Source organism: Caulobacter sp. FG7, assembly GCF_057808875.1.
Genome location: NZ_JBMDIW010000029.1, coordinates 19,309 through 42,842 on the forward strand (window position 1 = coordinate 19,309; position 23,534 = coordinate 42,842).

The window sequence follows — 23,534 nt, forward strand, 5'->3', positions numbered from 1 at the left end:
TATAGGGGGAATTTTCTATGCTCAGCCACAATGGCGCCAACCCGGAGCCGGATCTGGTCGTCGACATCATCGTCGGCTTCGATGGCAACCTCAGCTTCATGGACCTGGCCCCGAACCCGCCGGAGCCGCTGGACCTCGACCTGCAGCAGCGCTGCGTGCTGCAGTTCCGTCTCAGCGACGACCTGCTTTCGAAGGGCTGGGGCTTCCAGCCGACCCCGATCTCGTTCGAGAACGACTGGGGCCAGAACTTCTCCAGCTACTACTGGACCAACTACACGCCTCCGGGTGCGGAAGAGCCGGTTCCGTACGCCCAGTTCAAGGTCGTCTACGAATGCAAGCGCATGGGCATCTTCGTCTACAGCCTGTTCATGCATGACGCCTTGGGCCAGGCGATCGACCTGGATCCGCTGATCGAAAACGGCACCGGCCGCTAAGCTGAGCGCCGAAGCGTCTTTCGACGAGCTCGCCGCGCTGCTTCGGCGCGGCGAGCATCTTTCCGCCTACGATCTGGCGCGGCGGGCCCTCGACGAGGGCGAACGCTCGCTGATCCTGGCCCATGCGGCCGTTCTTTCGCTGGCTCGCGCCGGCGCCGCCGACTTCGCCCGCGCCGAGTTCGTGCGCCTGGGCCTGGCCAATTCCGACGATCCCGAAGCCCTGTCGCTGGGCGCGCGCCTGCTGAAGGACGTGGCCCTGACGGCCGATGGCCAGCGTCGACGGGCCTTCGCCCGTGCTTCGGCTCGCGCCTATGTCGCCACGGCGGTCAACGGCGGGGGGCGCTACGGCCTCGTCAACGCCGCGACCATGAGCCTGTTGGCCGGAGACGCGGCGCGAACCGCCGAACTTGCGGCCGCCGCCCTCGACGCCGCCGGCGTGGCCGCAGGCGAGGGCGAGGCCGGCTACTTCGATCGCGCCAGCCGGGCCGAGGCGCTGTTCCTGCTGGGAAGACGGGAAGAGGCCGCCCAGATGCTGGCCGCCGCCGTCGCCGGCGCGCCGACCAGCCTGTCGGCCCACGCCTCGACCCTGCGCCAGCTGTCGATGATAGCCGCCGAGATCGGCGCGCCCACCGCCTGGCTGGAGATCCTGCGTCCGCCTGCGACGGCCCACTTCACCGGCCACATGTTCGCCGCCCGCGCTCCCGAGGAGGAAGCCGCCCTCAAGGCCAGGATGGCCGACCTCGTCGCCGCGCAGAGGGTCGGCTTCGGCTATGGCGGCCTGGCGGCCGGCGCCGACATCCTCTGGGCCGAAACCCTGCTGGCGGCGGGGGCGGAGCTGCACGTCGTCGCGCCTTTGGGCCTGGCCTCCTACGTCGAGACCTCGGTGCGGCCTTTCGGCGAGCATTGGGTCGGGCGGTTCGAGGCCTGCCTGGCCAGGGCCGCCTCGGTGCGGTTCGCCGCCCGCGACCCCTATGCCGGCGACGACGAGGTCTTCGCCTACGCCAGCCGCTTCGCGATCGGCTGCGCGATCCTGCGAGCAGAGGGCCTGTCGACCCGCGCGGTGCAGGTCGCCGTATGGGATGGGCGCGCGTCGGCAGGACCGGCGGGGGCCGGCGCCGACGTCGCCTATTGGCGCGAGACCGGACGGCCGCAGGCGATCCTGACTTTCGAACGTCCCGCGCCCGATGCGCCGGCCGTCGCCGCGTCGACGGAGCCGGGCGAGCGCGGGGTCAAGGCGATGCTGTTCATCGACGTGCGCGGCTTCGGCGCTTTGCACGACGCCCAGGTGCCGGCCTTCTTCGAGGTCGTCATGGCGGGCATGGCCGAGGCGATCGCCGGCCTCGCCGCGCCGCCCGAGCACGTCGAGACCTGGGGCGACGGGGTGTTTCTCGTCTTCGACCGGCCGTCGGACGCCGCCGAGGCCGCGCTCGTCCTGCTGGAGGCCCACCGCCGCCTGAACCTGCGGGCGCGCGGCCTGCCGCGCCATCTCGCGCTGCGCATCGGCGGGCACTACGGGCCGGTGCACCTGCGGGTGAACCCGATCACCGGCGCCCTGGCCGTCGTCGGCGCCCACGTGGTCGTCGCCGCCCGCATCGAGCCCGACGTGGCCCCGGGCGCGGCCTATGTCAGCGAGGCCATGGCGGGCATCCTGGCCACGCGCCACGCCGACCGCTACCGCTGCGGCTATGTGGGACGAACCACGCCCCGCAAGAGCTTCCCGCCGGTCTCGATCTTCAATCTTTCCCGCGGCTAAGGCCTCGTCGCACCCCCTGTGAAAAATTGCACAGCGGGGCTGTAGGGCTTGGGACATTCTGTCGCAGATCAAGGACGGCCGGGCCGAAAAGCCTCCAGAGCGGACGTCCAGCGATCAGGGACCCGGAGCCGTCTCGCCATGATGGCTCCGGGTTTCCCAGGCCATTGGCGCGCGAGGAAGTCTTGGGGGGCTCTTCGCATGCGGGGCGGGGGCCGCTCGTGACGCTCGCGAGCGGCCCATCGCCGACCCCAGGGTGGAGTAGCGGCGTTGCGAAGCATCGAGGACCGACGGCTTGAGCCGCGGGGCTGGCGATGAACGGGCTTCTGCTCTTCGCCGGCGACGCCAGCGGCCGTTCCGCCCAATTCGGAAATCTGTTCGATCTGGGCCTGGCCGACTGGCGCGACGTCGCCGCGCTCGGCCGTGTCGCCGCCGAAACCCGCGCTGCGTTGCGCGCCGCGCGCCAGCGTCGCGACATCGTCGACTTCCTGGGCGAGGTCGTCGGTTCGGCCCTGGAGCCGCGTCGCGGCGGCCGCGCGGTCGAGGCGGGTGAACTGTGCGCCGAAGCCCAACGCCTGCTGGCCGCCTGGACCGATCTCGACGCCGTGCTTGAGACACAGGGGCTGGATCTTCAGCTGGGCATGGCCGCCTTCGCCCGCGACCTGGTCTCCTACGGCCGCGACGTCGCGCCATCCCTTTATCGGCAATTGCTGGCCGGCGATCGCAGCGCGGCGCTGGAGGCCCTGCGCCTGCAGGTTCGCATGCGCGCCGACCGCGCCACCGCCCTGGCCGCGGCGATGCGCGGCTTTGCAACGCGCGCCGGCGCCTTCGCCGCGGCGTTCGCCGGCTTCGAGCGTGACCCGGCGGTGCGGATCTGGCTGCGCGAGGCGCCGGAACTGTGCCTGTCCTACGACGATGACGGCGCGCCGCATCTCGAACCGGTCCGGGGCGGCGCCGCGCGCCAGTTCTGGCGACTGCAGTTCGACCAGGCCGCCGACGCCCATCGCCTGCGCTCGGCCGCCGATCCGGCGCTGGGCCTGCACATCACCGCCGACGACAAGCTTTGGACGCTGGCCAACGCCTCGACGCCGTTCGGCTTCCCGCTGATCAGCGAAGGGCCGCCGCCTCGGGTGGGCGCGCAGGACGACCTGCCGACCGGCGCCGATCTCTTCCGCGTGCCGCCGCGCCAGGGCGCGACGCTGGAGAACGTCGCCTTTCCGGAGCATGCGCTCGACGTCGCCGAGGTGCAGGCCGGCGCGCCGCTGCGTCTGTGGGAAAAGACAGGACTGCCCGCTCAGCAATGGGCGTTCAGTCCCGCCCCGCGCAGCCGTCGCGAGATCGCCCTGCACGACATCGTCGCTCCGGCGGCCGGCCTGGCGACGACGGTCGCCGGCGTGCGGGGCCTGCGCGGCGACTGGAACGCGGTGCTCGACGACCTGGAGGCGGGGCTCGCCGCGCCCGAGGCCGCCGCGCCGGATCTCGACGCCGTCCTGCTCGGCTGGGGGCGGATGGCCGACGCGGCCGAGGCGGCCCTGACCGAGTTCGAAGCCGAAGCGCGCGCGTTCGACACGGCTGGCTCATGATCCAGCTTGTCGCCCAGCCGCATCCCGATCGCCTGAGGCCCGAGCCGCGTCCGATCGAAAACCGGCGCCCGTCCCTGGATCGTTGCAGGCAGGCCGGCGAGATGGTCGCCCGCGCCTTGGCCCGCGAGATCCGCTGAGGCCCGTTCCAGCAAAAAGAGGCTTGCCTGCACCGGCCCGGGGCGAAACCGTCGCCCGCCGCGACTAGAGCGGGAATCGGAGGGGCAGATGAAGAAATCGGACTTCGGCGGCGCGTCGCTGCGCGCCCTGGCGATGGCGACCGCGTTGACCGCCATGGGGCTGTCCGCCGCTTCGGCAACCGCCGCCCCGGTTCCGGCCGCCGCCGCGCCCGCCACCACGCCCAGCCTGCTGCCGGTCAAGACCGACGCCGCCAAGGGCGCGGTGCTGGTCACCCTGCCGGCGCCGGACGCCGACGGGATCTCCGGCCGCTTCCTCTATCAGCCCAGCCTTAGCGGTGGCCTCGGCGCGACGCCGGTCGGCCTCGACCGCGCCGCCACGGGCGAAACCCAGGTGCTGGTCTTCCGCCGCGTCGGCAAGCGCGTGCTGGCCGAGTTCGAGAACTTCGGCTTCCGCGCCGTCGGCGGCACGGTCGAGGAGCAGCGCACGGTGCGCGACAGCTTCCCCGGCTCGGTGGTCTGGTCGGGCGAGGTGGCGAGCGAGACGCCCGACGGCGGCTTCACCGTCGACCTGGCCGGCTTCCTGCTGCGCGACGCCTTCAACATCACCGGCTCGCTGAAGGACGCCAAGCAGGGCGGCTTCAAGGCCGCGCCGACGCTGAGCTATGTCGACCTTAGCCATGTCGGCGTCTTCCCCGACAACCTCGAGTTCGAAACCCGCCAGACCTTCACCGCCGACGATCCGGGCGGCGAGGTTTCGGGCATCGTTCCTGACGCCCGGGCGGTGACCTTCGGCGTCCATCACAGCTTCATCCGCCTGCCGGGGCCAGGCTTCACGCCACGCGCCTTCGATCCGCGCACCGGCACCTCGGCCCAGGTCTTGTTCGCCGACTACGCCGTCGGTCTCGACCAGCCGACCGTGCAGCGCCTGGTGCGCCGCTTCCGCCTGGAAAAGACCGACCCGACGGCCGCGAAATCGCCGGTCAAGAAGCCGATCATCTTCTATGTCGACCGTGGGGCGCCCGAGCCGGTGCGAAGCGCGCTCGTGGAGGGCGGACGCTGGTGGAACCAGGCCTTCGAGGCCGCCGGTTACATCGACGCCTTCCGCGTGGAGTCGCTGCCCGAGGGCGTCGATCCGATGGACGCCCGCTACAATGTCGTCAACTGGATCCATCGTCAGACGCGCGGCTGGTCGACCGGTACGACGGTCGTCGATCCGCGCACCGGCGAGATCGTGCGCGGCGTGGTGCAGCTGGGCTCGCTGCGCATCCGTCAGGACCGGATGATCTTCGAGGGGCTGCTGGGCGCCGACAGGACGGGGAAGGGCGGTCCGGACGATCCGATCCAGATCGCGCTGAACCGCATCCGCCAGCTTTCGGCGCACGAGATCGGCCACGCCATCGGCCTGTCGCACAATTTCGCCGGCAGCGTTTACGGCCGCGCCTCGGTGATGGATTACCCCGCGCCGCTGGTGAAGATCGACGGCGACCGCTTGGATCTGTCGGACGCCTACGCCAAGGGCGTGGGAGCCTGGGACGCCTTCGCGATCGACTGGCTCTACTCGGAAGGCGCGCCGGGAAGCGACGAGGCCGCGCGTCTCGACAAACTGGCCCGCGACGCCCAGGCCAAGGGCTATCGCTACGTGTCCGACGCCGACGCCCGGGGCGCGGCGTCGGCCCAGCCTTACGGCGCGCTGTGGGACAACGGCGCCGATCCGGTGGTCGAGCTCGACAACGTCATGGCCGTGCGTCGCATCGCCCTGTCGCGTTTCGGCCTGAACAGCGTGCCGGCCGGCTCGCCCGCCGCCGACCTGCGCCGGGCCCTCGTGCCGATCTATCTCTTCCACCGCTACCAGGTCGAAGCGGCGGTGAAGTTCGTCGGCGGGGTCGACTACGGCTATGCGGTGGTCGGCGATGGTCGCGAGGCCGCGCCCGCGACGCCGGCCGCCGATCAGCGCCGGGCCCTGGCGGCCCTGGTCCGTACGCTCGATCCGGCGGCTCTGGACCTGCCCGATCCGCTGCTGTCGCTGCTGTCGTCGGGCATGTCCGGCTCGCGCGACAAGGCCTACGCCATCGAGATCTTCCCGACCTCGGGGGCTGCGGTCTTCGACCTGCCGACAGCCGCCGAGACCGCCGCGGACCTGCCGCTGTCGCTGCTGCTGACCCCGGCGCGCCTCAACCGCCTGGTCGAGCAGAAGCGTCGCGACGCGGGCCAGCTGGACGTCACCGAGACGGTCGACGCTCTCCTGGCCGCGGTCGCTCCCGGAGGCTCGCAGGCCGACGGCCGCACCGGCGAACTGCGCCGCCGGTTGCGCGCGCGGCTGGTCGGCGATCTCGTCGCCGTGCTCGACGACAAGACCCTGTCGCCCACCGCCGCCGCTCAGATCGACGCGGCCCTGTTGCGCTACGCCAAGACCCTGGCCGGCTGGAAGGGGCACGGGGCGGAAGCCGACCAGGCCGCCCGCATCTCGCGCCTGCTGACCTCCGGCGACCGCAAGGCGCTGGCGGCTCCGCGCGCCGGCGCGGTGGAAACCTTGCCGCCCGGCATGCCGATCGGCGGGGAGGACTGCTGGTTTTGCGCGCCTGGTTCGTCATGAGGAAAGGGCGCGGCTGAAAGCGCCCGTTTCGAACGAGGACGACCGCCCATGACCCGCGCCCGCATCCTGCTCGGCGGCCTCTGCGCCGCCGCGCTCTCGACGTCCCTGGCGGCCGCCCAGCCACTCGCGGTCGTCAACGCCGAGATCTTCGACGCCACGGGCGCGGCGCCGTATCGGGGGACCCTGGTGGTCGAAGGTGGGCGGATCCTGGCGGTCGGCCCGAAGGTGAAGGCGCCTAAGGGGGCGACGATCGTCGACGCCAAGGGCGAAGCCCTGATCCCCGGCCTGTTCGACGTCCACACCCACTGGACCCCCAACGGCGTTCCCGACGTGACGCCCAAGATCGCCGACGCCTATGTGGCCGCGGGCGTCACCTCGGTGAACGACTTCCACCAACAGCCCGAGAGCTTCGCGCCGCGCCGGACGTGGCTGGGAACCCTGACCGCGCCGCACGTCAACTTCGTCGCCCGCATCAGCACGCCGGGCGGTCACGGCGCCGACTGGGCCGACCAGGCCACCACCCGCTGGGTCGACACGCCGGAAGGCGCCCGGGCCGCCGTCGAGGCGATCGCCGCCTACAAGCCTGACGCCATCAAGGCCTTCACAGATGGTTGGCGCTACGGTTCGGCGCCCGACAACACCACCATGGACGCCTGGACGCTGAAGGCCCTGACCGAGACGGCCCACAAGTACGGGCTGAAGGTGCTGACCCACACGGTGACGGTCGAGCAGGGCAAGGTCGCGGCGAGCAGCGGCGTCGACGTCATCGCCCACAGTCTGCAGGACGCGCCGCTGGATGCGGACACGATCGCCTCCATCAAGGCCTCGGGCCTGTTCTACGCCCCGACCTTGGCGGTCTACGAGCCGGTAAAGCCCGGCGCCAAGCCGCCGGCCGATCCCGACAGTCCGCGCGCGCGCCAGAGCCGCCTGAAGTTCGGCTATGCCCTTTCCAACGCCAAGGCGCTGTTCGACGCGGGCGTGCCGCTGGCCCTGGGCACCGACGCAGGCATGACCGGCACGCCGCACGGCTCCTCGACCCTGCGCGAACTGGAACTGCTGGTGCAGGCCGGCCTGACGCCGAGCCAAGCCCTGACCATCGGCACGGCCGGCAGCGCCAGGGCCATGAACCAACTGGCCGACCGCGGCACGCTGGAGGCTGGCAAGCGCGCCGACTTTGTGCTGGTCGCGGGCAAGCCCTGGGAGACCATTTCCGACGCCCGCAAGGTCGAGCGTGTCTTCATCGATGGCAAGCTGTCCTACGGCCCCGGCGCTAAACGCTCGGCCGCCAATGACCGCATCGCTCCGCCGGCGGTGAAGGCTCAGGCCCTGATCGACGACTTCGAGCGCGCTGACGGCCGCACCAGCCTCGACACGCTGCGCCTGGACGACTTCGACGGCGGTCGCGACCGCAGCCAGGAGGTGTCGCAGGTCATCGAGCGCGAGGGCGGCGGCAAGATCCTGAGCGTCGGCGCGCGCATGGCCAGCAAGGACGACGCCTCGGCCGGCGTGCTGCTGCCCCTGACCCGGGGTTCGGTGGTCCCCACCGACGCCACGGCCTTCAAGGGCCTGAAGTTCGCCGTGCGCGGCGACGGCGGCGTCTATGTCGTCAGCCTGGTGGGCGCGACCGGCCGCTGGACGACCAAGGTCGAGGCGGGTCCGCAGTGGAAGACCGTCGAGTTGCCGTTCTCGGCGTTCGCGCCGGCGGGGCGAGAGAAGGCCGCCTTCACCGGGACCGATCTCCTGCAGGTCGGGGTCGAGGGCGAGCGTCCGGCCGGCGGCAAGCTGTGGTTCGAGCTCGACGACGTGACTTTCTACTAGCCGGGGAGGGCGTGGCGGTTTGACGCGGCGGGCGCTGGAAGGCTAAGGCCAACAAGCGTTTGGCGGGCGACGGGGATCCCGAATCCCCGTCATTACCGCGATTTAAGTGGTCTAGCGTCGGTGCGGGGCTCAAACCGTTACCAAGCAAGGTCGCTTATCGACCGCACGGAGACCGCCGATGGCCCGCATGGGCATGACACTCGCCGCCGCCCTGGTCATGGGTCTGACGACCCTGGCCGGCCAGGCCCAGGCCAAGGCCTCGATCGAGGACAAGGACGTGGCGCGCCTGGTGTCTCTGGGCGGGGTGTGTGTCAGCTGCGATCTGGCCGGCCGCAAGATGACCGGCGCCAAGTTCAATGGCGCCAACTTCGCCAGGGCCAACCTGATCGGCGCCGACCTGCGCGGCGCGGTGTTCTACGGCTCCAATTTCGCGGCGGCCGACCTGACCCGCGCCGACCTGCGCGGCGCCGAGATGCGCGCCGCCAATTTCCAGGGCGCGAACTTCAACGGCGCCCGCCTGTCGGGCGTGGAATCGGCCGGCGCCAACTTCCAGAACGCCAACCTGTCGCGCGCCGACCTGACCTCGTCGGAGATGCATGGGGCCAATATGGAAGCCGCCACCATGATTGACGCCCGGCTGGCCAATGCCGAGCTGAACGGCTCGAACCTGTCGTCGGTGAACGCCCGCGGGGCCGATTTCTCGAACGCCGAGATCAACGGTTCCAACCTCAGCGGCGGCCGCTTCGACCGCGCCCAGTTCCGTAACGCCTCGCTGACGGCCTCGCACCTGCGCGGCGGCAGCTTCGCCGGCGCTGATTTCAAGGGCGCGGACTTCACGGCCGTGCGCTTTCAGGGCGTCGATCTGAGCGGCGCGCGGGGCCTGACCCAGGACCAGCTGGACGAGGCCTGCGGCGAGGCCCGCCTGCCGCCAGGCTTGTCGCTGAAGAGCTGCACGGGCCGGGTCAAGCGCATCACCGTCATGCGCGGCATGCCCGCCCCGCCGGCGCCGCCGGCTCCTCCCGCTGCGCCGTCTCCGCCCCGTCGCTGATACTCGCGCGAGAGGGGTCTTTCTCGCCTGCGGAACGTGCGGACGAGACAGGCGTTTCGCGACATGGTGAACGCTACGCGGGCTAGGGGCCTCGTGGCGATTGCGCGACAGCAGAGGTTGTGAGATCAAGGCGCACGGCGCGGGGGGACACCATGCCTGAGCATGACTTGAGGGAGGGGCAATCCATGCCCCTGCCCAGCTATTTGAGCTATTTGATGTACCAGACCGAGCAACATCGGCGGGCTATGGCCGCCGACCATGTTGCGCGTCACGGTCTGTCGTTTCCGAAGTGGGTGGCGATGCTGTCGCTGGCCCGGTTCGGCGAGTGTTCGATGACGCGGCTTTCCAAGCTTTCGGCGGCCGACCGCACGACCCTTACCCGGTCGATCGACGGCCTGATCCGCGACGGCCTGGTCGAGCGCGGCGGGGCGCCGAACGATCGCCGCAAGGTGGTCGTGCGCCTCACGGAAGCCGGGGCGGCGCTGCTGCAACGGATCCGCGACGAGCTGACGCCGCTGCACCAGGAAGCCTGCTCCGAACTGAGCGCGGACGAACAATCGGCCCTGGCCTTCTATCTGAAGAAGATGCTGGGCGGCCTGATCCCCGAGCCCGACTGGAAGGACGAGATTCTCTCGTTCGGCCCGCCGATTCCGCGTCTGGCCTGAAGAAACCTCGACAACGCCGAGGGCGCAATCTCCGGTTAAGGGGCTTGCGCCTTAAGGTGGGGTCTCGCGGCTGCTAGGGGCCGTGCGAGGGGAGCTTCACAATATGAACGTCAGACAGGTCGCCGAGCACATCCAGGCTTACGCCGACGGCGGCACGGGTTTCGCCGTGCAGGCCTCTGGTTCCACCTATCGGATGATGGGGTGGGACGCGATGGTCCAGGATGGCGGCCAGGGCTCGGCCGACATCGTCCTGGCCAATCTTTTCGGAACCGTCGTCGCCGGCCAGCTCACCCAGCTGAACCAGGGCGAGGCGGTGTTCGTGGTCGAGCAGCAGGCTGACGGCGCCCGCTTGGGCGTAGGCGTCGTCCAGCCCGACTAGACCTTGCGCGCGGTCAGTCGTCGTGACGGACGCGGCCGCGCATCGACTTCACGCCCGAGCGCTTGGTCTTGGTCTCCAGCCGCTTGAGCTTGCTGGAATAGGTTGGCTTGGTCGGGCGGCGGGGCTTTGGTTTCTCGGTGGCGCGGCGGATCAGTTCGACCAGGCGTTCGCGAGCGTCCTGGCGGTTCATTTCCTGCGAGCGATGGCCCTGGGCGAACAGCACCAGCACGCCGTCCTGGGTCATGCGGCTGCCGCCCAGCGCGGTGAGGCGGGCCTTGATATCGTCGGTCAGGGACGGCGAATTGGCCACGTCGAAGCGCAGCTCGATCGCGGTCGAGGTCTTGTTGACGTGCTGGCCGCCGGGGCCCGAGGCGCGGGCGGCCTTCTCGACCAGTTCATCCTCGTCGATGCGCAGCCAGGACGTGATCTCGATCATTTCGGGACCACACGACGGGCCTTCACGACCGCCTGGTCGAGGGCCTGGAGGAACTTGCTGCGGTCCTGGGGACCGAAGGCCTTGGGGCCGCTGGTGACCTCGCCCATCGAGCGCAGGTGCTCGCCGATCGAGCGGGAGGCCAGGGCCGAGCCGATCATGTCGTTGGTGAACACCCGGCCGTTGGGCGCGATCGCCTGGCCGCCGGCCTTCAGCACGCGGTCGGCCAGGGGGATGTCGTTGGTCACCACCACGTCGCCGGGGCCGGCGCGCTCGGCGATCCAGTCGTCGGCCACGTCGGGGCCGGCGTCGACCACGATCTGTTCGATGGCCGGGGTGGTGGGCACGCGGATCCAGCTGTTGGAGACGACATAGGTCTTCAGGCCGTTGCGGGCCGCGACCTTGTAGGTCTCGTCCTTCACGGGGCAGGCGTCGGCGTCGATGTAGATCGTCGTCATGGCCGCCCTATAGCACGGGTTGTGACAACTCAGGCCAGGGCCAGCAGGGCGGGGATCACTTCGTCCTTCAGCAGCGGCGCCAGGGGCAGGCCCGGGGGCGGCGCGGCCGGGTCGATCCAGGTCAGTTCCTCGATCTCGGCCTGGGCGGCGATCTCGCCCTCGACCACGGCGAGATAGGTCGCCGACTGCACCGTGAACCCGGCCTCGTTGGCCGCTAGAGCCGAGAAGCGGCCCAGCAAGGTCGCCGAAACCAGACGGCAGCCCAGTTCCTCGTCGAGTTCGCGGGCCAGGGCCGTCAGGTCGTCCTCGCCGCCGTCGCGCTTGCCGCCCGGCTTCATGAAGATCGCCGTGCCGCGCTTGCGCACCAGCAGAATGCGGTCGGCCTCGTCGCGGATGACGGCCGTGACGATGTCGAGAACCTTGCTCATGGCCGCCAGACTAGCGGATTCGTGGGAGCTCAGGGCTCGACGGCCGCCAGGATGTGTTCGGTCAGCAGGCGCTCGGTGATGGCGTGCGGCTGGCGGACGTCGAAGTTCACCGTGGTGACCACGGCGACGATCCCAAGGTCGGGGACGATGGCCACCTTGTTGCCGCCCGTACCGCTCATCGCCCAGACCTTGTGGCCGCCCAGGGTCTGCAGCCAGATCAGGTAGCCGTAGTCGGTGGCGGGCCGCGCATTGGCGTGCGGGCTGGTGGCGGCCGTTACGAACGACGCGGGCAGCACCTGGCGGCCGTTCCACTTGCCGCCGTCGAGATAGAGCTGGCCCAGCTTCAAGAGGTCGCGGCTGCGCAGGCCAAGGCCGCCGCCGCCCTGCGCCAGGCCGAGCGGCGAGACCTGCCAGCGCTCGCCCTCGATGCCCAGCGGGGCGAACAATGCTTCGCGGGCGAAGGCCGGCAGGGGCTTGCCGACCGCGCCCTGGACCACGGCGCCCAGCGTCGTCACCCCCGCCGTGCAGTAGGAGAAGCTGCGGCCGTACGGCGCATCGGCGGGTTTCTGCACCCAGTCGGGAAAGCCGCGCACCGGCAGGTCGAGATAGAACCCGACCCAATCTTCGATCAGATACATCCGCTCCTCGTTGCCGCGCGAGAACTGGTTGTCGTCGTCGCATTCGGCGATCGAGCTCATGGTCATCAGGTCCTCGACCGTGACCTTGTCCTTGCGCGGATCGGGCGCAGCGGCCGGCGGTCGGCCCTTCAGGTATGGCTTGATCGGCGCATCGACGCTGGGGATCGCGCCGCGGTCGATGGCGGCGCCGGCCAGCATGGCGGTGACGGTCTTGGTCACCGAGCGGGTGTTGCGGCGCGCCTCGGGGCCGCCGTCGGGCTTGCCTTCGTCGTAGTAGGCCTCGAACACCAGCTTGCCGTGGCGGGCGACCAGTACGCTGGTGATCTTCTGAAACTGTCCCGCCTTGATGGCCGCCGACATGGCCTCGAGCCTAGTCGCCGACATCCGTTCGGCGGCAGGCGCTGCGGACGGCATTTCAGAGGCGGCGGAGGCGGCAGAGGCGGTCGACAGCGGCGCCAGGGCCAGGGTGGCGGCGAACAGGAAGCGTTTCACGAAAAGCGACTCCGGCGGCTTGCGCAGCCAAGCTAGGGCATGGTCGCGGCCCCGTCTTGGACGCCTGAAACATCGGGCCGTATGGCGGGGCGGGGGCTGCAAAGGCGTGCGAACTCACCGGGCGTCAGGCCATAGGCTTGGCGGAACTGCCTGTTGAGGTGGCTCTGGTCGCAGAAGCCCGCCGCCAGGGCGATCTCGCCGATCGGCATGCGGCCCCGCATCAGCAGGTCGGCGGCGCGTTCCAGTCGCCGCGCGCGCAGCCGCTCGCCCGGCGCGGCGCCCAGCCAGCGGCGGTAGCCGCGAGCCAGGTGCACCGGATGCACGCCGGCGGCGCGGGCGAGGTCGGCGACGCCGATCGGCTGGTCGAAGGTGTCTGCAAGGTAGCTTTCAGCCAAGTCCAGCCAGGGCGGCCGGTGATCACCGTCGCGAAGCGGCGCCAGGGCTTCGCCGGCCAGTTCGAGGCTCAGGCCTTCAAGCGACAGGGGCTCGGCGTCGGCCGATAGCAGCGAGCGGACGAGGCGCAAGGCGGCGCGGTGGGCGGCGGGGCCGGTCAGGCGCAGGGCGTCGATCGCGCCGCGGCCATCGGCCAGCGCGCGCCAGTCGCCGGCGCCGAAGCTGACCGCAAGAAAGTAGCCGCCCGTTTCGACGAACCGGTCCCGATGGACCACGCCCGGCGGATTGTAGACGAGCACCGGGCCCTCGGTCTGCGGGCCCCAGGCCGTGGTTTCGTAGCGGCCGTGGGTGGCCAGCACGAAATGGGCGTCGTCGTGGCTGTGCTCGTCGACGTGCTCGGCGCTCATGGTGGCGGCCAGGTGGGCCAGCCGCACGCCCGGCAGCCGACGCTCGATTGTCGGCGCGCCGTAGAACCGTCCTGGTGCGAAGGCGGTTCTCGGCGCGGCCATGTCAGCCCAGTTTCTCGGCCGCCCAGGGGGCGAAGTAGGTGATGATCCCGGCCGCGCCGGCGCGCTTGAAGGCGGCCAGGCTTTCGAGGATCGCGCGCTCCTCGTCGATCCAGCCGTTGGCGCCGGCCGCCTTGATCATCGCGTACTCGCCCGACACCTGGAAGGCGTAGGTGGGCATGCGGAACTCGTCGACCAGGCGGCGCAGGATGTCGAGGTAGGGCAGGCCCGGCTTGACCATGACCATGTCCGCGCCCTCTGCGATGTCGAGCGCGACTTCGCGGATGGCCTCTTCCGTGTTGGAGGGGTCCATCTGGTAGGTCTTCTTGTCGCCCTGGCCCGCGGAGAGCTTGGCCGAGCCGATGGCGTCGCGATAGGGGCCGTAGAACGCCGAGGCGTACTTGGCCGCGTAGGACATGATTAGCGTGTCCTGCCAGCCGTCGCCTTCCAGGGCGCTGCGCAGGCGACCGATGCGGCCGTCCATCATGTCGGACGGCGCGAGGATGTCGGCTCCGGCGGCGGCCTGCATCAGGCCCTGCTCGATCAGGCGCTCGATCGTGGCGTCGTTGAGGATCTTGCCGTTCTCGACCACGCCGTCGTGGCCGTGGTCGGTGAAGGGGTCCAGCGCGACGTCGCACATGATGCCGACCTCGGGGGCGGCGTCCTTCATGGCCTTCACGGCGCGCGGGATCACGCCGTCAGGATCGGCGGCGATCGAGCCGGTGGCGTCCTTCCGCGACGGGTCGATGTGTGGGAAGATGGCGATGGCCGGGATGCCGAGGTCGCGGGCGCGGACGGCGGCCTTGGCGGCCTCCTTGACGCTCAGGCGCTCGACGCCGGGCATCGAGGCGACGGGAACGGTTCCTTCGCCCTCGTGCACCACCATCGACCAGATCAGGTCGGACGCACGGACTTCCGTCTCGCGGACGAGGCGGCGGGTCCAGTCGGCCTGGCGCAGGCGGCGCAGGCGCGTGGCGGGGTAGGGGGCGAGCGGCGGAACGGTCATGCGAAGGGTTTCGCGCGCGCCGCCGGTCGAGGCAAGGCTGTAAGGCCCTTAAGGGGCTATTCGCCCGTCTTGGTGACGCGGACCTGCTGCATGCCGCCGTCGACGCGGGTCCAGACCTGAGACTTGCAGAACAGGCCGCCCAGCACGCAGCCTTTGGCGCGCATGGTGCGGGCGTCGACGAACTCGGCGGTGCCCGAGAGGGTGACCTTCAGGGTCGGAACGAAAACCTTGCCCTTCATGTTTCCATTGCCGGTGGGTGCGAAGTCGCGCAACACCTGCTGGCCCACCAGGGTGTCGTAGCCGCTCTTCTTGGCGTCGGCCTCGGCCTTGCGGCTGGCGTAGACGACCCAACCGCACATGCTGGGACCGCAGTCGGTGATGTGCAGGCGGATGTTGTCCTTCGGGTTGCGCCACACGCCGAGATTCTCGGCGTGAGCCGGCGCGGACACGAACGTGAACAGGGCCGCGACCGCGGCCAGAGCGGTAATGAACTTGGACATGGGAACCGAGACGACGCCTCCGATGGGCGTGATCTGATACCGACGAGGTGTCGGATCAAGGGAGGTGCGACCTTTCGCACCCGATTTCGCTGCGGCGCCGCATTCAAATTCGCCAACTGAGATATGATTGACACACTTGGCTGCTCAGGGCAGGTCAGCGGTCAAGAAGGTGAGGGCGGATATGCCCCGCATGGGAGGAAGTGGCGCATGGATTTCGCGCTGAACGACGATCAACGCGCCATTCAAGATATGGCCTCGGGCTTCGCCGCGGAACGGCTTGCCCCGCATTCGGCCCAGTGGGACGAGCACAAGCACTTTCCCGTCGACGTCCTGCGCGAGGCCGCGGGCCTGGGTTTCGCGGGTATCTACGTCAATGACGACGTCGGCGGCAGCGGCCTGTCGCGGCTCGACGCCTCGATCATCTTCGAGGCCCTCAGCTATGGCGACGTGCCGGTCGCGGCCTACCTGACCATCCACAACATGGCCTCGTGGATGATCGACCGCTTCGGCTCGCCCGAACTGCGCCAGCGTTACCTGCCGCGCCTGACCACCATGGAGCTGATCGCCAGCTACTGCCTGACCGAGCCGGGCTCGGGGTCGGATGCGGCGGGCATGCGAACCACCGCCCGCCTCGAAGGCGACCACTACGTACTGAACGGCGGCAAGGCCTTTATCTCGGGCGGCGGGGTGTCGGACGTCTACGTCGTCATGGCCCGCACCGGCGGCGAAGGTCCCAAGGGCGTCTCGGCCTTCGTGGTCGAGAAGGGAACGCCGGGCCTCTCTTTCGGGGCCAACGAGCGCAAGATGGGCTGGAACGCCCAGCCCACCGCCCAGGTCAATTTCGACGACTGCCGCGTGCCGGTCGCCAATCGCATCGGCGGGGAGGGCGAGGGCTTCCGCTTCGCCATGATGGGCCTGGACGGCGGGCGCCTGAACATCGCCTCCTGCTCCCTGGGCGGCGCCCAGTTCGCCCTCGACACCGCCAAGGCCTATCTCGAGACCCGCAATCAGTTCGGCCGGCCGCTGAAGGACTTCCAGGCCCTGCAATTCAAGCTGGCCGACATGGCCACCGAGCTGGAGGCCGCCCGCCTGATGGTGCGCCGCGCGGCCCACGCGCTGGACAACAGGGACCCTCAGGCCACTAAGCTGTGCGCCATGGCCAAGCGCTTCGCCACCGACGCCGGCTTCCAGGTCGCCAACGACGCCCTGCAACTGCACGGCGGCTACGGCTACCTGCAGGACTATCCGCTGGAGCGCATCGTCCGCGATCTGCGGGTGCACCAGATCCTGGAGGGCACCAACGAGATCATGCGGGTGATCATCGCCCGCGAGATGTTCCGGCAGTGAACGCGCCGGAGGCTCCACTGGCCGCCGGAGTGGCGTGCGAACGGACCTATCAGGTTCTCGTCGATGGCGAGGCGCGGCCGGTGGTTTGTCGCTGGCTTGTTCCCACGCCCCATCCGCAGGGCGGTGGATGGAGATGCGAGGCGCGGATCACTTGGCCGGATGGGCGAGCGCGCGCTGTGGCCATCGGCGGCTACGATCCGGTGCAAGCGTTGTGGTTGTCGCTGATGTTCGTCAGCTCGGAGCTTCTGGCCTCGCCCGAACCTGTCTATCTCTCCGAGATCGACGACGACCTGTATCTGCCCGTTGCAGATGCCTTCATGGATAGGGTCGCCGAACGGAAAGCGCGTTTCGAGGCCCGATGATCTATCTCTGCCGCCACGGCCAGACCGAGTTCAACCGCCAGGGACGCTTCCAGGGGCAGACCGAGTCTGACCTGACCGCCCTGGGGCGCGCCCAGGCGCGGGCCATGGGCGACCTGCTGGCCGACCTGATCGCGCGAGAGCCGTCCGACGCCTGGCGGATCGTCGCCAGTCCGCTGCGCCGCGCGCGGAACACCGCCGAAGCCATCGCCGAGCGCACCGGCCTGCCGCTCTCTTTCGACGATCGCCTGCTGGAGATCAGCGTCGGCGACTGGTCTGGCCGTCTGCGGGAGGACATCCGCGCCGAAAATCCGGAGCTGTTCGCCAGCTACGAATGGGCGTTCCGCGCGCCGGGCGGCGAGACCTTCGAGGATGTCACAGCCCGCGTCGCCGGATGGCTGGCCGAGCAGGACCCGGAAAACGAGCGCCGGCTGATCGTTGTCAGCCACGGTGTCGCCGGGCGGCTGCTGCGCGGCGCCTATGCCGGCCTGTCGCGCGCCGACACCCTGGCCCAGGAGGTTCCGCAGGACGCGGTCTATCGCCTGCTGGCCGGCCAGATCGACCGCTTCGACTGCGCCCCGGTCGAAGACCCCGAATTCGCTTGAGAAACTCTATGACCGAAGCCCGCGAAGTCCTCGTCAGCGTCAAGAAGAACGTCGGCCGGATCACCCTGAACCGGCCCAAGGCGTTGCACGCCCTGACGCTGTCGATGTGCGAGACGATGATCGAGACCCTGCTGGCGTGGCAGGCCGATCCCGAGATCGACATGGTCATGATCGACCACTCGGGCGAGCGTGGCTTCTGCGCCGGCGGCGACATCAGGATGCTCGCCGAGAGCGGGGCCGGCGACGGCGTCGAGGCGCGGAAGTTCTTCCACACCGAGTACCGGCTGAACCATCTGCTGTTCCACTACGACCGGCCGATCGTGGCGATCATGGACGGCGTGGTGATGGGCGGGGGCGTCGGCATCTCGATGCCGGCCCACTATCGGATCGCCACCGAGCGTACGACCTTCGCCATGCCCGAGACCGGCATCGGCCTGTTCCCCGACGTCGGCGGCGGCTGGTACCTGCCGCGCCTGCCGGGCAAGGCGGGGCTGTGGCTGGCCCTGACCGGCGCGCGCATCAAGGGCGCGGACTGCATGCGCCTGGGGATCGCCACGCACTTCATCGAGTTCGGCGCCGTCGAGGGGCTGAAGAAGGCGATCCTGGCCGACCATCGCCGCATCGACGAGACCCTGCGAATGTATCGCGCCGACGCCGGCAAGGCGCCGCTGGTCGGTTTCGAGCAGGACCTCAACCGCCTGTTCGTCGGCGACAGCGTCGAAGAGATCTTCGAGTTCCTCGAGGCCGACTCCTGCGACTGGGGCAAGGCCCAACTGGCCGTGCTGAAGACCAAGTCGCCCCAGACCCTGAAGGTGGCCTTCGAGCAGCTGAAGCGCGGCGAGGCCATGACCGACTTCGCCGACAACATGGCCATGGAATACCGGATCGGTTCGCGCGTGGTGCGCAGGCACGACTTCATCGAGGGCGTGCGGGCGGTGATCGTCGACAAGGACAACGCGCCCCGCTGGGACCCGCCGAGCATCGAGGCCGTGAACGACGCCGACATCCAGGCGATCTTCGCGCCCCTGCCGCCGGAAGAAGAGTGGACGCCCTTGCCAGACGCCTGAAAGGCGTTCGGTCTTCCGACATGCGTCGGACGCCTGACAGCGTTATGCCGTAGCGGCATTGAAGCTGTCGCTTGGCCTCGCTAGCTTGCCGCCAGCCAAAGAAGAAAGTCCGCCGGAAGGAAGACCATGCGTAAGCCGCTTCTCAGCCTCGTCGCCGCGCTCGCCGTGACCGCGTGCGCCACGACCCCGATGGGGCCCGCCGCGCCGCCGCCTCCGCCCCCCGCCGACGCCCCGGTTTCCATTCCGGCCAACATCATCGCCGCGGTCGACAACCCGCTGCGCCCCGAGGTTGACAGCAAGCGCGACGCCGATCGCCTGCCGGCCCAGGTGCTGGCCTTCGCCGGCGTGCGCAACGGAGCCAAGGTCGCCGACCTGATTCCCGGCACCGGCTACTTCACCCGCATCCTGTCGAAGGCCGTCGGCCCGCGCGGCCACGTCTACGCCTACGTGCCCGACGAGCTGACCAAGCTGGCCAACCGCGAGCCGGCGGTGAACGCCATCGCCGCCGACCCCGCCTACAAGAACGTTTCGGTGATCCTGAACCTGCTGCCCAGCTTCGGCGCGCCCGAGAAGCTGGACCTGGTGTTCACCGCCCAGAACTATCACGACATGCACACCCCGCTGATGGGCAAACCCGACATGGCGGTGGTCAATCGCAAGGTCTTCCAGTCGCTGAAGCCGGGCGGCGTCTATCTGGTGCTCGACCACTCGGCCCAGCCGGGCTCGGGCCTGCGCGACGCCGAGAAGCTGCACCGTATCGACCCCGAGACCGTGAAGGCCGAGGTCACCGCCGCCGGCTTCGTGTTCGAGGGCGAGAGCCGCGTGCTGCGCGACGCCGCCGACAAGCGCAACGTCTCGGTCTTCGACCCGTCGATCCGCGGCAAGACCGACCAGTTCATCTACAAGTTCCGCAAGCCGGCCGGGGCGCGGTAAGCGCTCCGCGCGCGCGGACGGCAACGACAAGGACCGCGCCCACGTAGGCGCGGTTCGCATTTAGGGAGCGTACCAATGACCAGGATCGCCTTCATCGGCCTGGGCAACATGGGTGGCGGCATGGCCGCCAACCAGGCCAGGGCCGGCCACGCGGTGGCGGCCTTCGACCTTTCGGCCAAGGCGCTGGAGAAGGCCGTCGGCGCGGGCTGCGTCGCTGCGGCTTCCGTGGCCGAGGCGGTCAAGGACGCCGAAGTCGTCATAACCATGCTGCCGGCCGGTCCGCACGTCCGCGCGGTCTATGGCGAGCAGGTGCTGGCCAATGCGCCCAAGTCGGCCCTGCTGATCGACTGCTCGACCATCGACGTCGACAGCGCCCGCGCGGTGGCGCAGCAGGCGAGGGCGGCGGATTTCCGCTTCGCCGACGCCCCGGTGTCGGGCGGGATCATGGCCGCCGAGGCCGGGAGTCTGGCCTTCATGGTCGGCTGCGACGACGCCGACTTCGCCGCCGTCGAGGCGGCGCTGAAGCCGATGGCGAGGGCGGTGATCCACGCCGGCGACCACGGGGCGGGGCAGGCTGCCAAGATTTGCAACAACATGCTGCTGGGCGTGTCGATGCTGGGGACTTGCGAAGCCTTCGCCCTGGCCGAAAAACTGGGCCTGGCCGCAGACCGCTTCTTCGAGATCGCCAGCCAGTCGTCGGGGCAGTGCTGGTCGGTGTCGACCTATTGCCCCGTGCCGGGCGTGGGTCCTGCCACGCCGGCCGATCGCGGCTACGAGGGCGGATTCGCCACGGCGATGATGCTCAAGGACCTGAAGCTGGCCCAGGAGGCGGCGGCGCGCGCCGGCGCCAGCACGCCGATGGGCGCGCAGGCCGAGGCGCTTTACGCCCTGTTCGACGCCAACGGCTTCGGCGGCAAGGACTTCTCGGCCGTCCTGCAGATGCTGCGCGGCCGTATTGCTGAGCTGGTTTGAACAAGGCAGGGTTGCGATCGGCGATTATAGAACCAATCGATGCGACACCACGCCCAATTCCAATTTGTAGGTAGAGGCCCTTAGGTGGACACTATGCCTGCGTGGTGCGAAAAGCCGTGCCAGAAGAAAAGGACCGTAGAGCTTCGGTTCGACGGGTAGAGACCAGCATGGACTACAAAGCCGCGTTCACCGCCGCTGTCTCCCAGATCCGCGACGAGGGTCGCTATCGGGTCTTCGCCGACCTGAAGCGCCATCGCGGCGCCTTCCCGCGCGCAACCTGGACGCGTGCCGACGGCGGCGAGAGCGAAGTCGTGGTCTGGTGCTCGAACGACTATCTCGGCCAGGGCCAGAACCCCGTCGTGCTGGACGCCATGCACCAGGCGATCGACGACCATGGCTCCGGCTCGGGCGGCACACGCAACATCTCGGGCACCAACCACCACCACGTGGAGCTGGAAGTCGAGCTGGCCGACCTGCACGGCAAGCAGGCCGCGTTGCTGTTCACCTCGGGCTACGTCTCCAACGAAGCCACGCTCAGCGTCCTGCAGAAGATCCTGCCGGGCCTGATCATCTTCTCCGACGCCCAGAACCACGCCTCGATGATCGCCGGCATCCGCAACGGCGGCGGTCCGCGTCACATCTTCCGCCACAACGACCTGGCGCATCTGGAAGAGCTGCTGGCGGCCGCTCCGGCCGATGCGCCCAAGCTGGTGGCCTTCGAGAGCGTCTACTCGATGGACGGCGACATCGCCGACATCGGCGCCACGGCGGCCCTCGCCAAGAAGTACGGCGCCATGACCTATCTGGACGAGGTCCACGCGGTGGGCATGTACGGCCCGCGCGGCGGCGGCGTCGCCGAGCGCGATGGCGTGATGGACCAGATCGACATCATCGAGGGCACGCTGGGCAAGGCGTTTGGCGTCATGGGCGGCTACATCACCGGCGACGCCGAGGTGATCGACGCCGTGCGCCTGATGGCCTCGGGCTTCATCTTCACCACCTCGCTGCCGCCGGCTCTGACCGCCGGCGCGCTGGCAAGCGTGAAGTGGCTCAAGCAGCATCCCGAAGTGCGCGACGCCCACCAGGAGCGCGCCGCCACCCTGAAGAAGATGTTCCAGGACGCCGGCCTGCCGGTGATGGAAAACGACAGCCACATCGTGCCGGTGCTGGTCGGCGATCCGATCCACACCAAGCTGATCAGCGACATGCTGCTGGCCGACCACGGCGTCTACGTGCAGCCGATCAACTATCCGACCGTTCCGCGCGGCACCGAGCGGCTGCGCTTCACGCCCACGCCGTTCCACACCGACGACATGATGCGCAAGCTGGTCGGGGCGATGGAAAAGCTCTGGGCCCACTGCAATGTCGCCCGCATGGGCGGCCACGCGGCCTAAAGCACCCGTCTTGGGTTTCGATCTCGGTTATCTGCGCGAGCTGGCCGAGGATGCGTCCGAGCATCCAGGCTGGTCGGGCGCGGCCGACTATTTCCGTCTTCGTCACCAGGGGCTTCGCCGCGAGGCGCTGGAAGCGCTCGACACGTTCGTCGCCGAGGCGGTGAGCAGGCCGCTGGCTGACCGCGTGGCCTTCGCCGCCTGGATCGGCGAGAAGCGCCTGGCCTATCGGGGGCAGCCCGAGGCCGTGCTGCCCGTCCCGCTGTTTCGCCTGCTGGTCCGCCCGACCCTGGAAGAGTGGGTCGCCGCGAAGCCGACCGATCCCTGGCCGTTGGTCTGGCTGGCCCGGCTGTCGAGCGGGGGCGCGACCTGGCACGCGCCGCCGACGCCGTTCCTTCGCCAGGCCCTGGCGCGAGATCCGCTGTGCGTGCCGGCCCGGGTGGACCTGGTCCGCGCGATCCTGGCCGACATCGCTTTCCACCAGCACGAATTGCCAGGCGCCTATCTGGGCGATCCCGCCCACGACCTTTCCGCTCTCGACGAGGCCGAGGATCTGCTGTCGCTGGCCGACGAAGACGCGCGGTTCGACATCGGACCGGAGATCGCCTGGGCGCGGACCGAGGCAAGGGACTGGCTGGAGCGGGCAGGGGCGGGCTAAAGCCTCTCCGCGTGGCGGTTTCCCGCCACTTCGCCGCTGCGCTTGGCGGTCGCTTGGGGCTGGATGGCGCCTCGTGCGCAGGAGAGTCGCCCCGTGAAGACCATCGTGATCACCGGCAGCAGCCGCGGCATCGGCTTCGGCCTGGCGGAAGCCTTCCTGGAGCGCGGCTGCCAGGTCGTGATCTCGGGGCGCAATCCGGCGGTTCTCGCGGAGGCCCTGGCCAAGCTGGAAGCCACCGGCGGCGCGGTCGCCGCCCAGGCCTGCGACGTCAGCAAGGTGGCCGACCTGGAAGCGCTGTGGAACACGGCCGTCGAGCGGTTCGGCTCGGTCGACATCTGGATCAACAACGCCGGCTCGGTTTCGCCGCGCGTGCGTCTCGACCAGGTCGAGGAGGCCGAGATCGACGCGGTGGTCGCCACCAACCTGCTGGGCGTCATCAAGGCCTCCAAGCTGGCCATGATCCGCATGCTGGCCCAGCCCGGCGGCGGGGCGATCTACAATTTCGAGGGTTTCGGCAGCGACGGCATGACCGCCTCGGGCCTGACGCTCTATGGCGCCACCAAGCGGGCCGTGACCTACTTCACCAAGTCGATGGGCAAGGAACTGGACGGCACCAAGGTGCGCATGGGCACGATCAGCCCCGGCATCGTCGCCACCGACCTCCTGCAGTCGGAGATGCGCGACGCCTCGGACGCCGACCGCGCCAAGTCGATGAAGCTCTACAACATCCTCGGCGACCGCGTGGAGACGGTGGCGCCGTTCATCGCCGACGGCGTGCTGAAGGGCGAGGCCACGGCCGCGCCGGTGCGCTGGCTGACCATGCCCAAGGCCATGGGACGGTTCATGACCGCCGGCTTCAAGAAGCGCGACATCTTCTCGGCGGCGTGAGGGGCGTGATCTTCGTCCTTCGACAAGCTCAGGATGAGGATCATGGACGGCGC

At 69.6% G+C, this 23,534-nt stretch carries 24 protein-coding genes and 1 pseudogene; 18 read left to right on the top strand and 7 right to left on the bottom strand.

What is annotated here, in order from left to right; all coding sequences use genetic code 11:
- Positions 1–17: 17 nt before the first annotated feature.
- The 9 genes from ACODR1_RS20115 to ACODR1_RS20155 all read left to right on the top strand — a co-directional run bounded on the left by ACODR1_RS20115 (position 18) and on the right by ACODR1_RS20155 (position 10,407).
- Positions 18–434: a hypothetical protein gene (locus tag ACODR1_RS20115; RefSeq protein ID WP_101719683.1), complete on the top strand. Its 417-nt coding sequence runs from the start codon at positions 18–20 to the stop codon at positions 432–434.
- A 181-nt stretch (positions 435–615) separates the two neighbouring features.
- Positions 616–2,187, top strand: a complete 1,572-nt coding sequence (locus ACODR1_RS20120) for an adenylate/guanylate cyclase domain-containing protein (protein WP_488882045.1) — start codon at positions 616–618, stop codon at positions 2,185–2,187.
- A gap of 311 nt (positions 2,188–2,498) precedes the next feature.
- Positions 2,499–3,767, top strand: a complete 1,269-nt coding sequence (locus ACODR1_RS20125) for a hypothetical protein (protein WP_488882046.1) — start codon at positions 2,499–2,501, stop codon at positions 3,765–3,767.
- A complete protein-coding gene (locus tag ACODR1_RS20130; protein WP_488882047.1) occupies positions 3,764–3,904 on the top strand; it encodes a hypothetical protein in 141 nt (46 codons plus the stop codon). Before ACODR1_RS20125 ends, ACODR1_RS20130 begins: the two co-directional genes overlap by 4 nt.
- Positions 3,905–3,992: 88 nt before the next feature.
- Positions 3,993–6,497, top strand: coding sequence for a zinc-dependent metalloprotease (locus ACODR1_RS20135; RefSeq protein ID WP_488882048.1), 2,505 nt, complete (start codon positions 3,993–3,995; stop codon positions 6,495–6,497).
- 48 nt (positions 6,498–6,545) lie between these two features.
- Complete coding sequence (locus ACODR1_RS20140) at positions 6,546–8,315, top strand: amidohydrolase family protein (protein ID WP_488882049.1); 1,770 nt, start codon at positions 6,546–6,548, stop codon at positions 8,313–8,315.
- A 178-nt stretch (positions 8,316–8,493) separates the two neighbouring features.
- Positions 8,494–9,363, top strand: coding sequence for a pentapeptide repeat-containing protein (locus ACODR1_RS20145; RefSeq protein ID WP_488882050.1), 870 nt, complete (start codon positions 8,494–8,496; stop codon positions 9,361–9,363).
- A 185-nt stretch (positions 9,364–9,548) separates the two neighbouring features.
- Entirely contained in the window at positions 9,549–10,028 is a 480-nt protein-coding gene (locus ACODR1_RS20150) for a MarR family winged helix-turn-helix transcriptional regulator (RefSeq protein WP_240621587.1), read from the top strand.
- A 103-nt stretch (positions 10,029–10,131) separates the two neighbouring features.
- Positions 10,132–10,407, top strand: a complete 276-nt coding sequence (locus tag ACODR1_RS20155) for a hypothetical protein (protein WP_488882051.1) — start codon at positions 10,132–10,134, stop codon at positions 10,405–10,407.
- Positions 10,408–10,420: 13 nt separating this feature from the next.
- Here ACODR1_RS20155 and arfB read toward each other — a convergent pair whose 3' ends face one another.
- From arfB to ACODR1_RS20190, 7 genes are read right to left on the bottom strand one after another with little or no spacing between them, the layout of a single operon-like run.
- A complete protein-coding gene (gene arfB / locus ACODR1_RS20160; RefSeq protein WP_488882052.1) occupies positions 10,421–10,843 on the bottom strand; it encodes an alternative ribosome rescue aminoacyl-tRNA hydrolase ArfB in 423 nt (140 codons plus the stop codon).
- A complete protein-coding gene (locus ACODR1_RS20165) occupies positions 10,840–11,298 on the bottom strand; it encodes a YaiI/YqxD family protein (protein ID WP_488882053.1) in 459 nt (152 codons plus the stop codon). The genes arfB and ACODR1_RS20165 overlap by 4 nt, the downstream gene beginning before the upstream one ends.
- Positions 11,299–11,327: 29 nt before the next feature.
- Positions 11,328–11,726 carry an NUDIX hydrolase gene (locus tag ACODR1_RS20170; protein ID WP_488882054.1) on the bottom strand — a complete coding sequence of 133 codons (399 nt, stop codon included), beginning with the start codon at positions 11,724–11,726 and terminating at the stop codon, positions 11,328–11,330.
- Between the two features lie 29 nt (positions 11,727–11,755).
- Entirely contained in the window at positions 11,756–12,856 is a 1,101-nt protein-coding gene (locus ACODR1_RS20175) for a serine hydrolase domain-containing protein (protein WP_488882055.1), read from the bottom strand.
- A 32-nt stretch (positions 12,857–12,888) separates the two neighbouring features.
- Positions 12,889–13,758 (bottom strand): helix-turn-helix transcriptional regulator, encoded by an 870-nt coding sequence (locus ACODR1_RS20180; RefSeq protein WP_488882056.1) that lies wholly within the window; start codon positions 13,756–13,758, stop codon positions 12,889–12,891.
- A gap of 1 nt (position 13,759) precedes the next feature.
- On the bottom strand, positions 13,760–14,761 hold the full coding sequence (gene hemB / locus ACODR1_RS20185) for a porphobilinogen synthase (RefSeq protein ID WP_488882057.1): 1,002 nt from the start codon (positions 14,759–14,761) through the stop codon (positions 13,760–13,762).
- A gap of 56 nt (positions 14,762–14,817) precedes the next feature.
- Entirely contained in the window at positions 14,818–15,261 is a 444-nt protein-coding gene (locus ACODR1_RS20190) for a DUF2147 domain-containing protein (protein ID WP_488882058.1), read from the bottom strand.
- 207 nt (positions 15,262–15,468) lie between these two features.
- Here ACODR1_RS20190 and ACODR1_RS20195 point away from each other — a divergent pair, with 207 nt between their 5' ends.
- The 9 genes and pseudogenes from ACODR1_RS20195 to ACODR1_RS20235 all read left to right on the top strand — a co-directional run bounded on the left by ACODR1_RS20195 (position 15,469) and on the right by ACODR1_RS20235 (position 23,481).
- Positions 15,469–16,608: an isobutyryl-CoA dehydrogenase gene (locus ACODR1_RS20195; RefSeq protein ID WP_488882059.1), complete on the top strand. Its 1,140-nt coding sequence runs from the start codon at positions 15,469–15,471 to the stop codon at positions 16,606–16,608.
- On the top strand, positions 16,605–16,970 hold the full coding sequence (locus tag ACODR1_RS20200) for a DUF6968 family protein (protein ID WP_488882060.1): 366 nt from the start codon (positions 16,605–16,607) through the stop codon (positions 16,968–16,970). The genes ACODR1_RS20195 and ACODR1_RS20200 overlap by 4 nt, the downstream gene beginning before the upstream one ends.
- Positions 16,967–17,572, top strand: coding sequence for a histidine phosphatase family protein (locus tag ACODR1_RS20205; protein ID WP_488882061.1), 606 nt, complete (start codon positions 16,967–16,969; stop codon positions 17,570–17,572). The genes ACODR1_RS20200 and ACODR1_RS20205 overlap by 4 nt, the downstream gene beginning before the upstream one ends.
- A gap of 8 nt (positions 17,573–17,580) precedes the next feature.
- Complete coding sequence (locus tag ACODR1_RS20210; RefSeq protein WP_488882062.1) at positions 17,581–18,639, top strand: enoyl-CoA hydratase/isomerase family protein; 1,059 nt, start codon at positions 17,581–17,583, stop codon at positions 18,637–18,639.
- A gap of 126 nt (positions 18,640–18,765) precedes the next feature.
- Entirely contained in the window at positions 18,766–19,572 is an 807-nt protein-coding gene (locus ACODR1_RS20215) for a class I SAM-dependent methyltransferase (protein ID WP_488882063.1), read from the top strand.
- A 33-nt stretch (positions 19,573–19,605) separates the two neighbouring features.
- Positions 19,606–20,544, top strand: a pseudogene (gene mmsB / locus ACODR1_RS20220) (3-hydroxyisobutyrate dehydrogenase); the annotation flags it as partial.
- 167 nt (positions 20,545–20,711) lie between these two features.
- Complete coding sequence (gene hemA, locus ACODR1_RS20225) at positions 20,712–21,938, top strand: 5-aminolevulinate synthase (protein WP_488882064.1); 1,227 nt, start codon at positions 20,712–20,714, stop codon at positions 21,936–21,938.
- 10 nt (positions 21,939–21,948) lie between these two features.
- Positions 21,949–22,593, top strand: a complete 645-nt coding sequence (locus ACODR1_RS20230) for a hypothetical protein (protein WP_488882065.1) — start codon at positions 21,949–21,951, stop codon at positions 22,591–22,593.
- A gap of 93 nt (positions 22,594–22,686) precedes the next feature.
- Entirely contained in the window at positions 22,687–23,481 is a 795-nt protein-coding gene (locus tag ACODR1_RS20235; RefSeq protein WP_488882066.1) for an SDR family NAD(P)-dependent oxidoreductase, read from the top strand.
- Positions 23,482–23,534: the final 53 nt, after the last annotated feature.

What these genes read in the sequence shown, in the direction of transcription:
- ACODR1_RS20190 (WP_488882058.1), bottom strand. Translation starts at nt 15,261, where the DNA reads ATGTCCAAGTTCATTACCGCTCTGGCCGCGGTCGCGGCCCTGTTCACG.
- ACODR1_RS20165 (WP_488882053.1), bottom strand. Translation starts at nt 11,298, where the DNA reads ATGACGACGATCTACATCGACGCCGACGCCTGCCCCGTGAAGGACGAG.
- ACODR1_RS20130 (WP_488882047.1), top strand. Translation starts at nt 3,764, where the DNA reads ATGATCCAGCTTGTCGCCCAGCCGCATCCCGATCGCCTGAGGCCCGAG.
- ACODR1_RS20195 (WP_488882059.1), top strand. Translation starts at nt 15,469, where the DNA reads ATGGATTTCGCGCTGAACGACGATCAACGCGCCATTCAAGATATGGCC.
- ACODR1_RS20205 (WP_488882061.1), top strand. Translation starts at nt 16,967, where the DNA reads ATGATCTATCTCTGCCGCCACGGCCAGACCGAGTTCAACCGCCAGGGA.
- ACODR1_RS20170 (WP_488882054.1), bottom strand. Translation starts at nt 11,726, where the DNA reads ATGAGCAAGGTTCTCGACATCGTCACGGCCGTCATCCGCGACGAGGCC.
- hemA (WP_488882064.1), top strand. Translation starts at nt 20,712, where the DNA reads ATGGACTACAAAGCCGCGTTCACCGCCGCTGTCTCCCAGATCCGCGAC.
- ACODR1_RS20115 (WP_101719683.1), top strand. Translation starts at nt 18, where the DNA reads ATGCTCAGCCACAATGGCGCCAACCCGGAGCCGGATCTGGTCGTCGAC.
- ACODR1_RS20180 (WP_488882056.1), bottom strand. Translation starts at nt 13,758, where the DNA reads ATGGCCGCGCCGAGAACCGCCTTCGCACCAGGACGGTTCTACGGCGCG.
- ACODR1_RS20150 (WP_240621587.1), top strand. Translation starts at nt 9,549, where the DNA reads ATGCCCCTGCCCAGCTATTTGAGCTATTTGATGTACCAGACCGAGCAA.
- hemB (WP_488882057.1), bottom strand. Translation starts at nt 14,761, where the DNA reads ATGACCGTTCCGCCGCTCGCCCCCTACCCCGCCACGCGCCTGCGCCGC.
- ACODR1_RS20210 (WP_488882062.1), top strand. Translation starts at nt 17,581, where the DNA reads ATGACCGAAGCCCGCGAAGTCCTCGTCAGCGTCAAGAAGAACGTCGGC.
- ACODR1_RS20135 (WP_488882048.1), top strand. Translation starts at nt 3,993, where the DNA reads ATGAAGAAATCGGACTTCGGCGGCGCGTCGCTGCGCGCCCTGGCGATG.
- arfB (WP_488882052.1), bottom strand. Translation starts at nt 10,843, where the DNA reads ATGATCGAGATCACGTCCTGGCTGCGCATCGACGAGGATGAACTGGTC.
- ACODR1_RS20125 (WP_488882046.1), top strand. Translation starts at nt 2,499, where the DNA reads ATGAACGGGCTTCTGCTCTTCGCCGGCGACGCCAGCGGCCGTTCCGCC.
- ACODR1_RS20140 (WP_488882049.1), top strand. Translation starts at nt 6,546, where the DNA reads ATGACCCGCGCCCGCATCCTGCTCGGCGGCCTCTGCGCCGCCGCGCTC.
- ACODR1_RS20155 (WP_488882051.1), top strand. Translation starts at nt 10,132, where the DNA reads ATGAACGTCAGACAGGTCGCCGAGCACATCCAGGCTTACGCCGACGGC.
- ACODR1_RS20215 (WP_488882063.1), top strand. Translation starts at nt 18,766, where the DNA reads ATGCGTAAGCCGCTTCTCAGCCTCGTCGCCGCGCTCGCCGTGACCGCG.
- ACODR1_RS20145 (WP_488882050.1), top strand. Translation starts at nt 8,494, where the DNA reads ATGGCCCGCATGGGCATGACACTCGCCGCCGCCCTGGTCATGGGTCTG.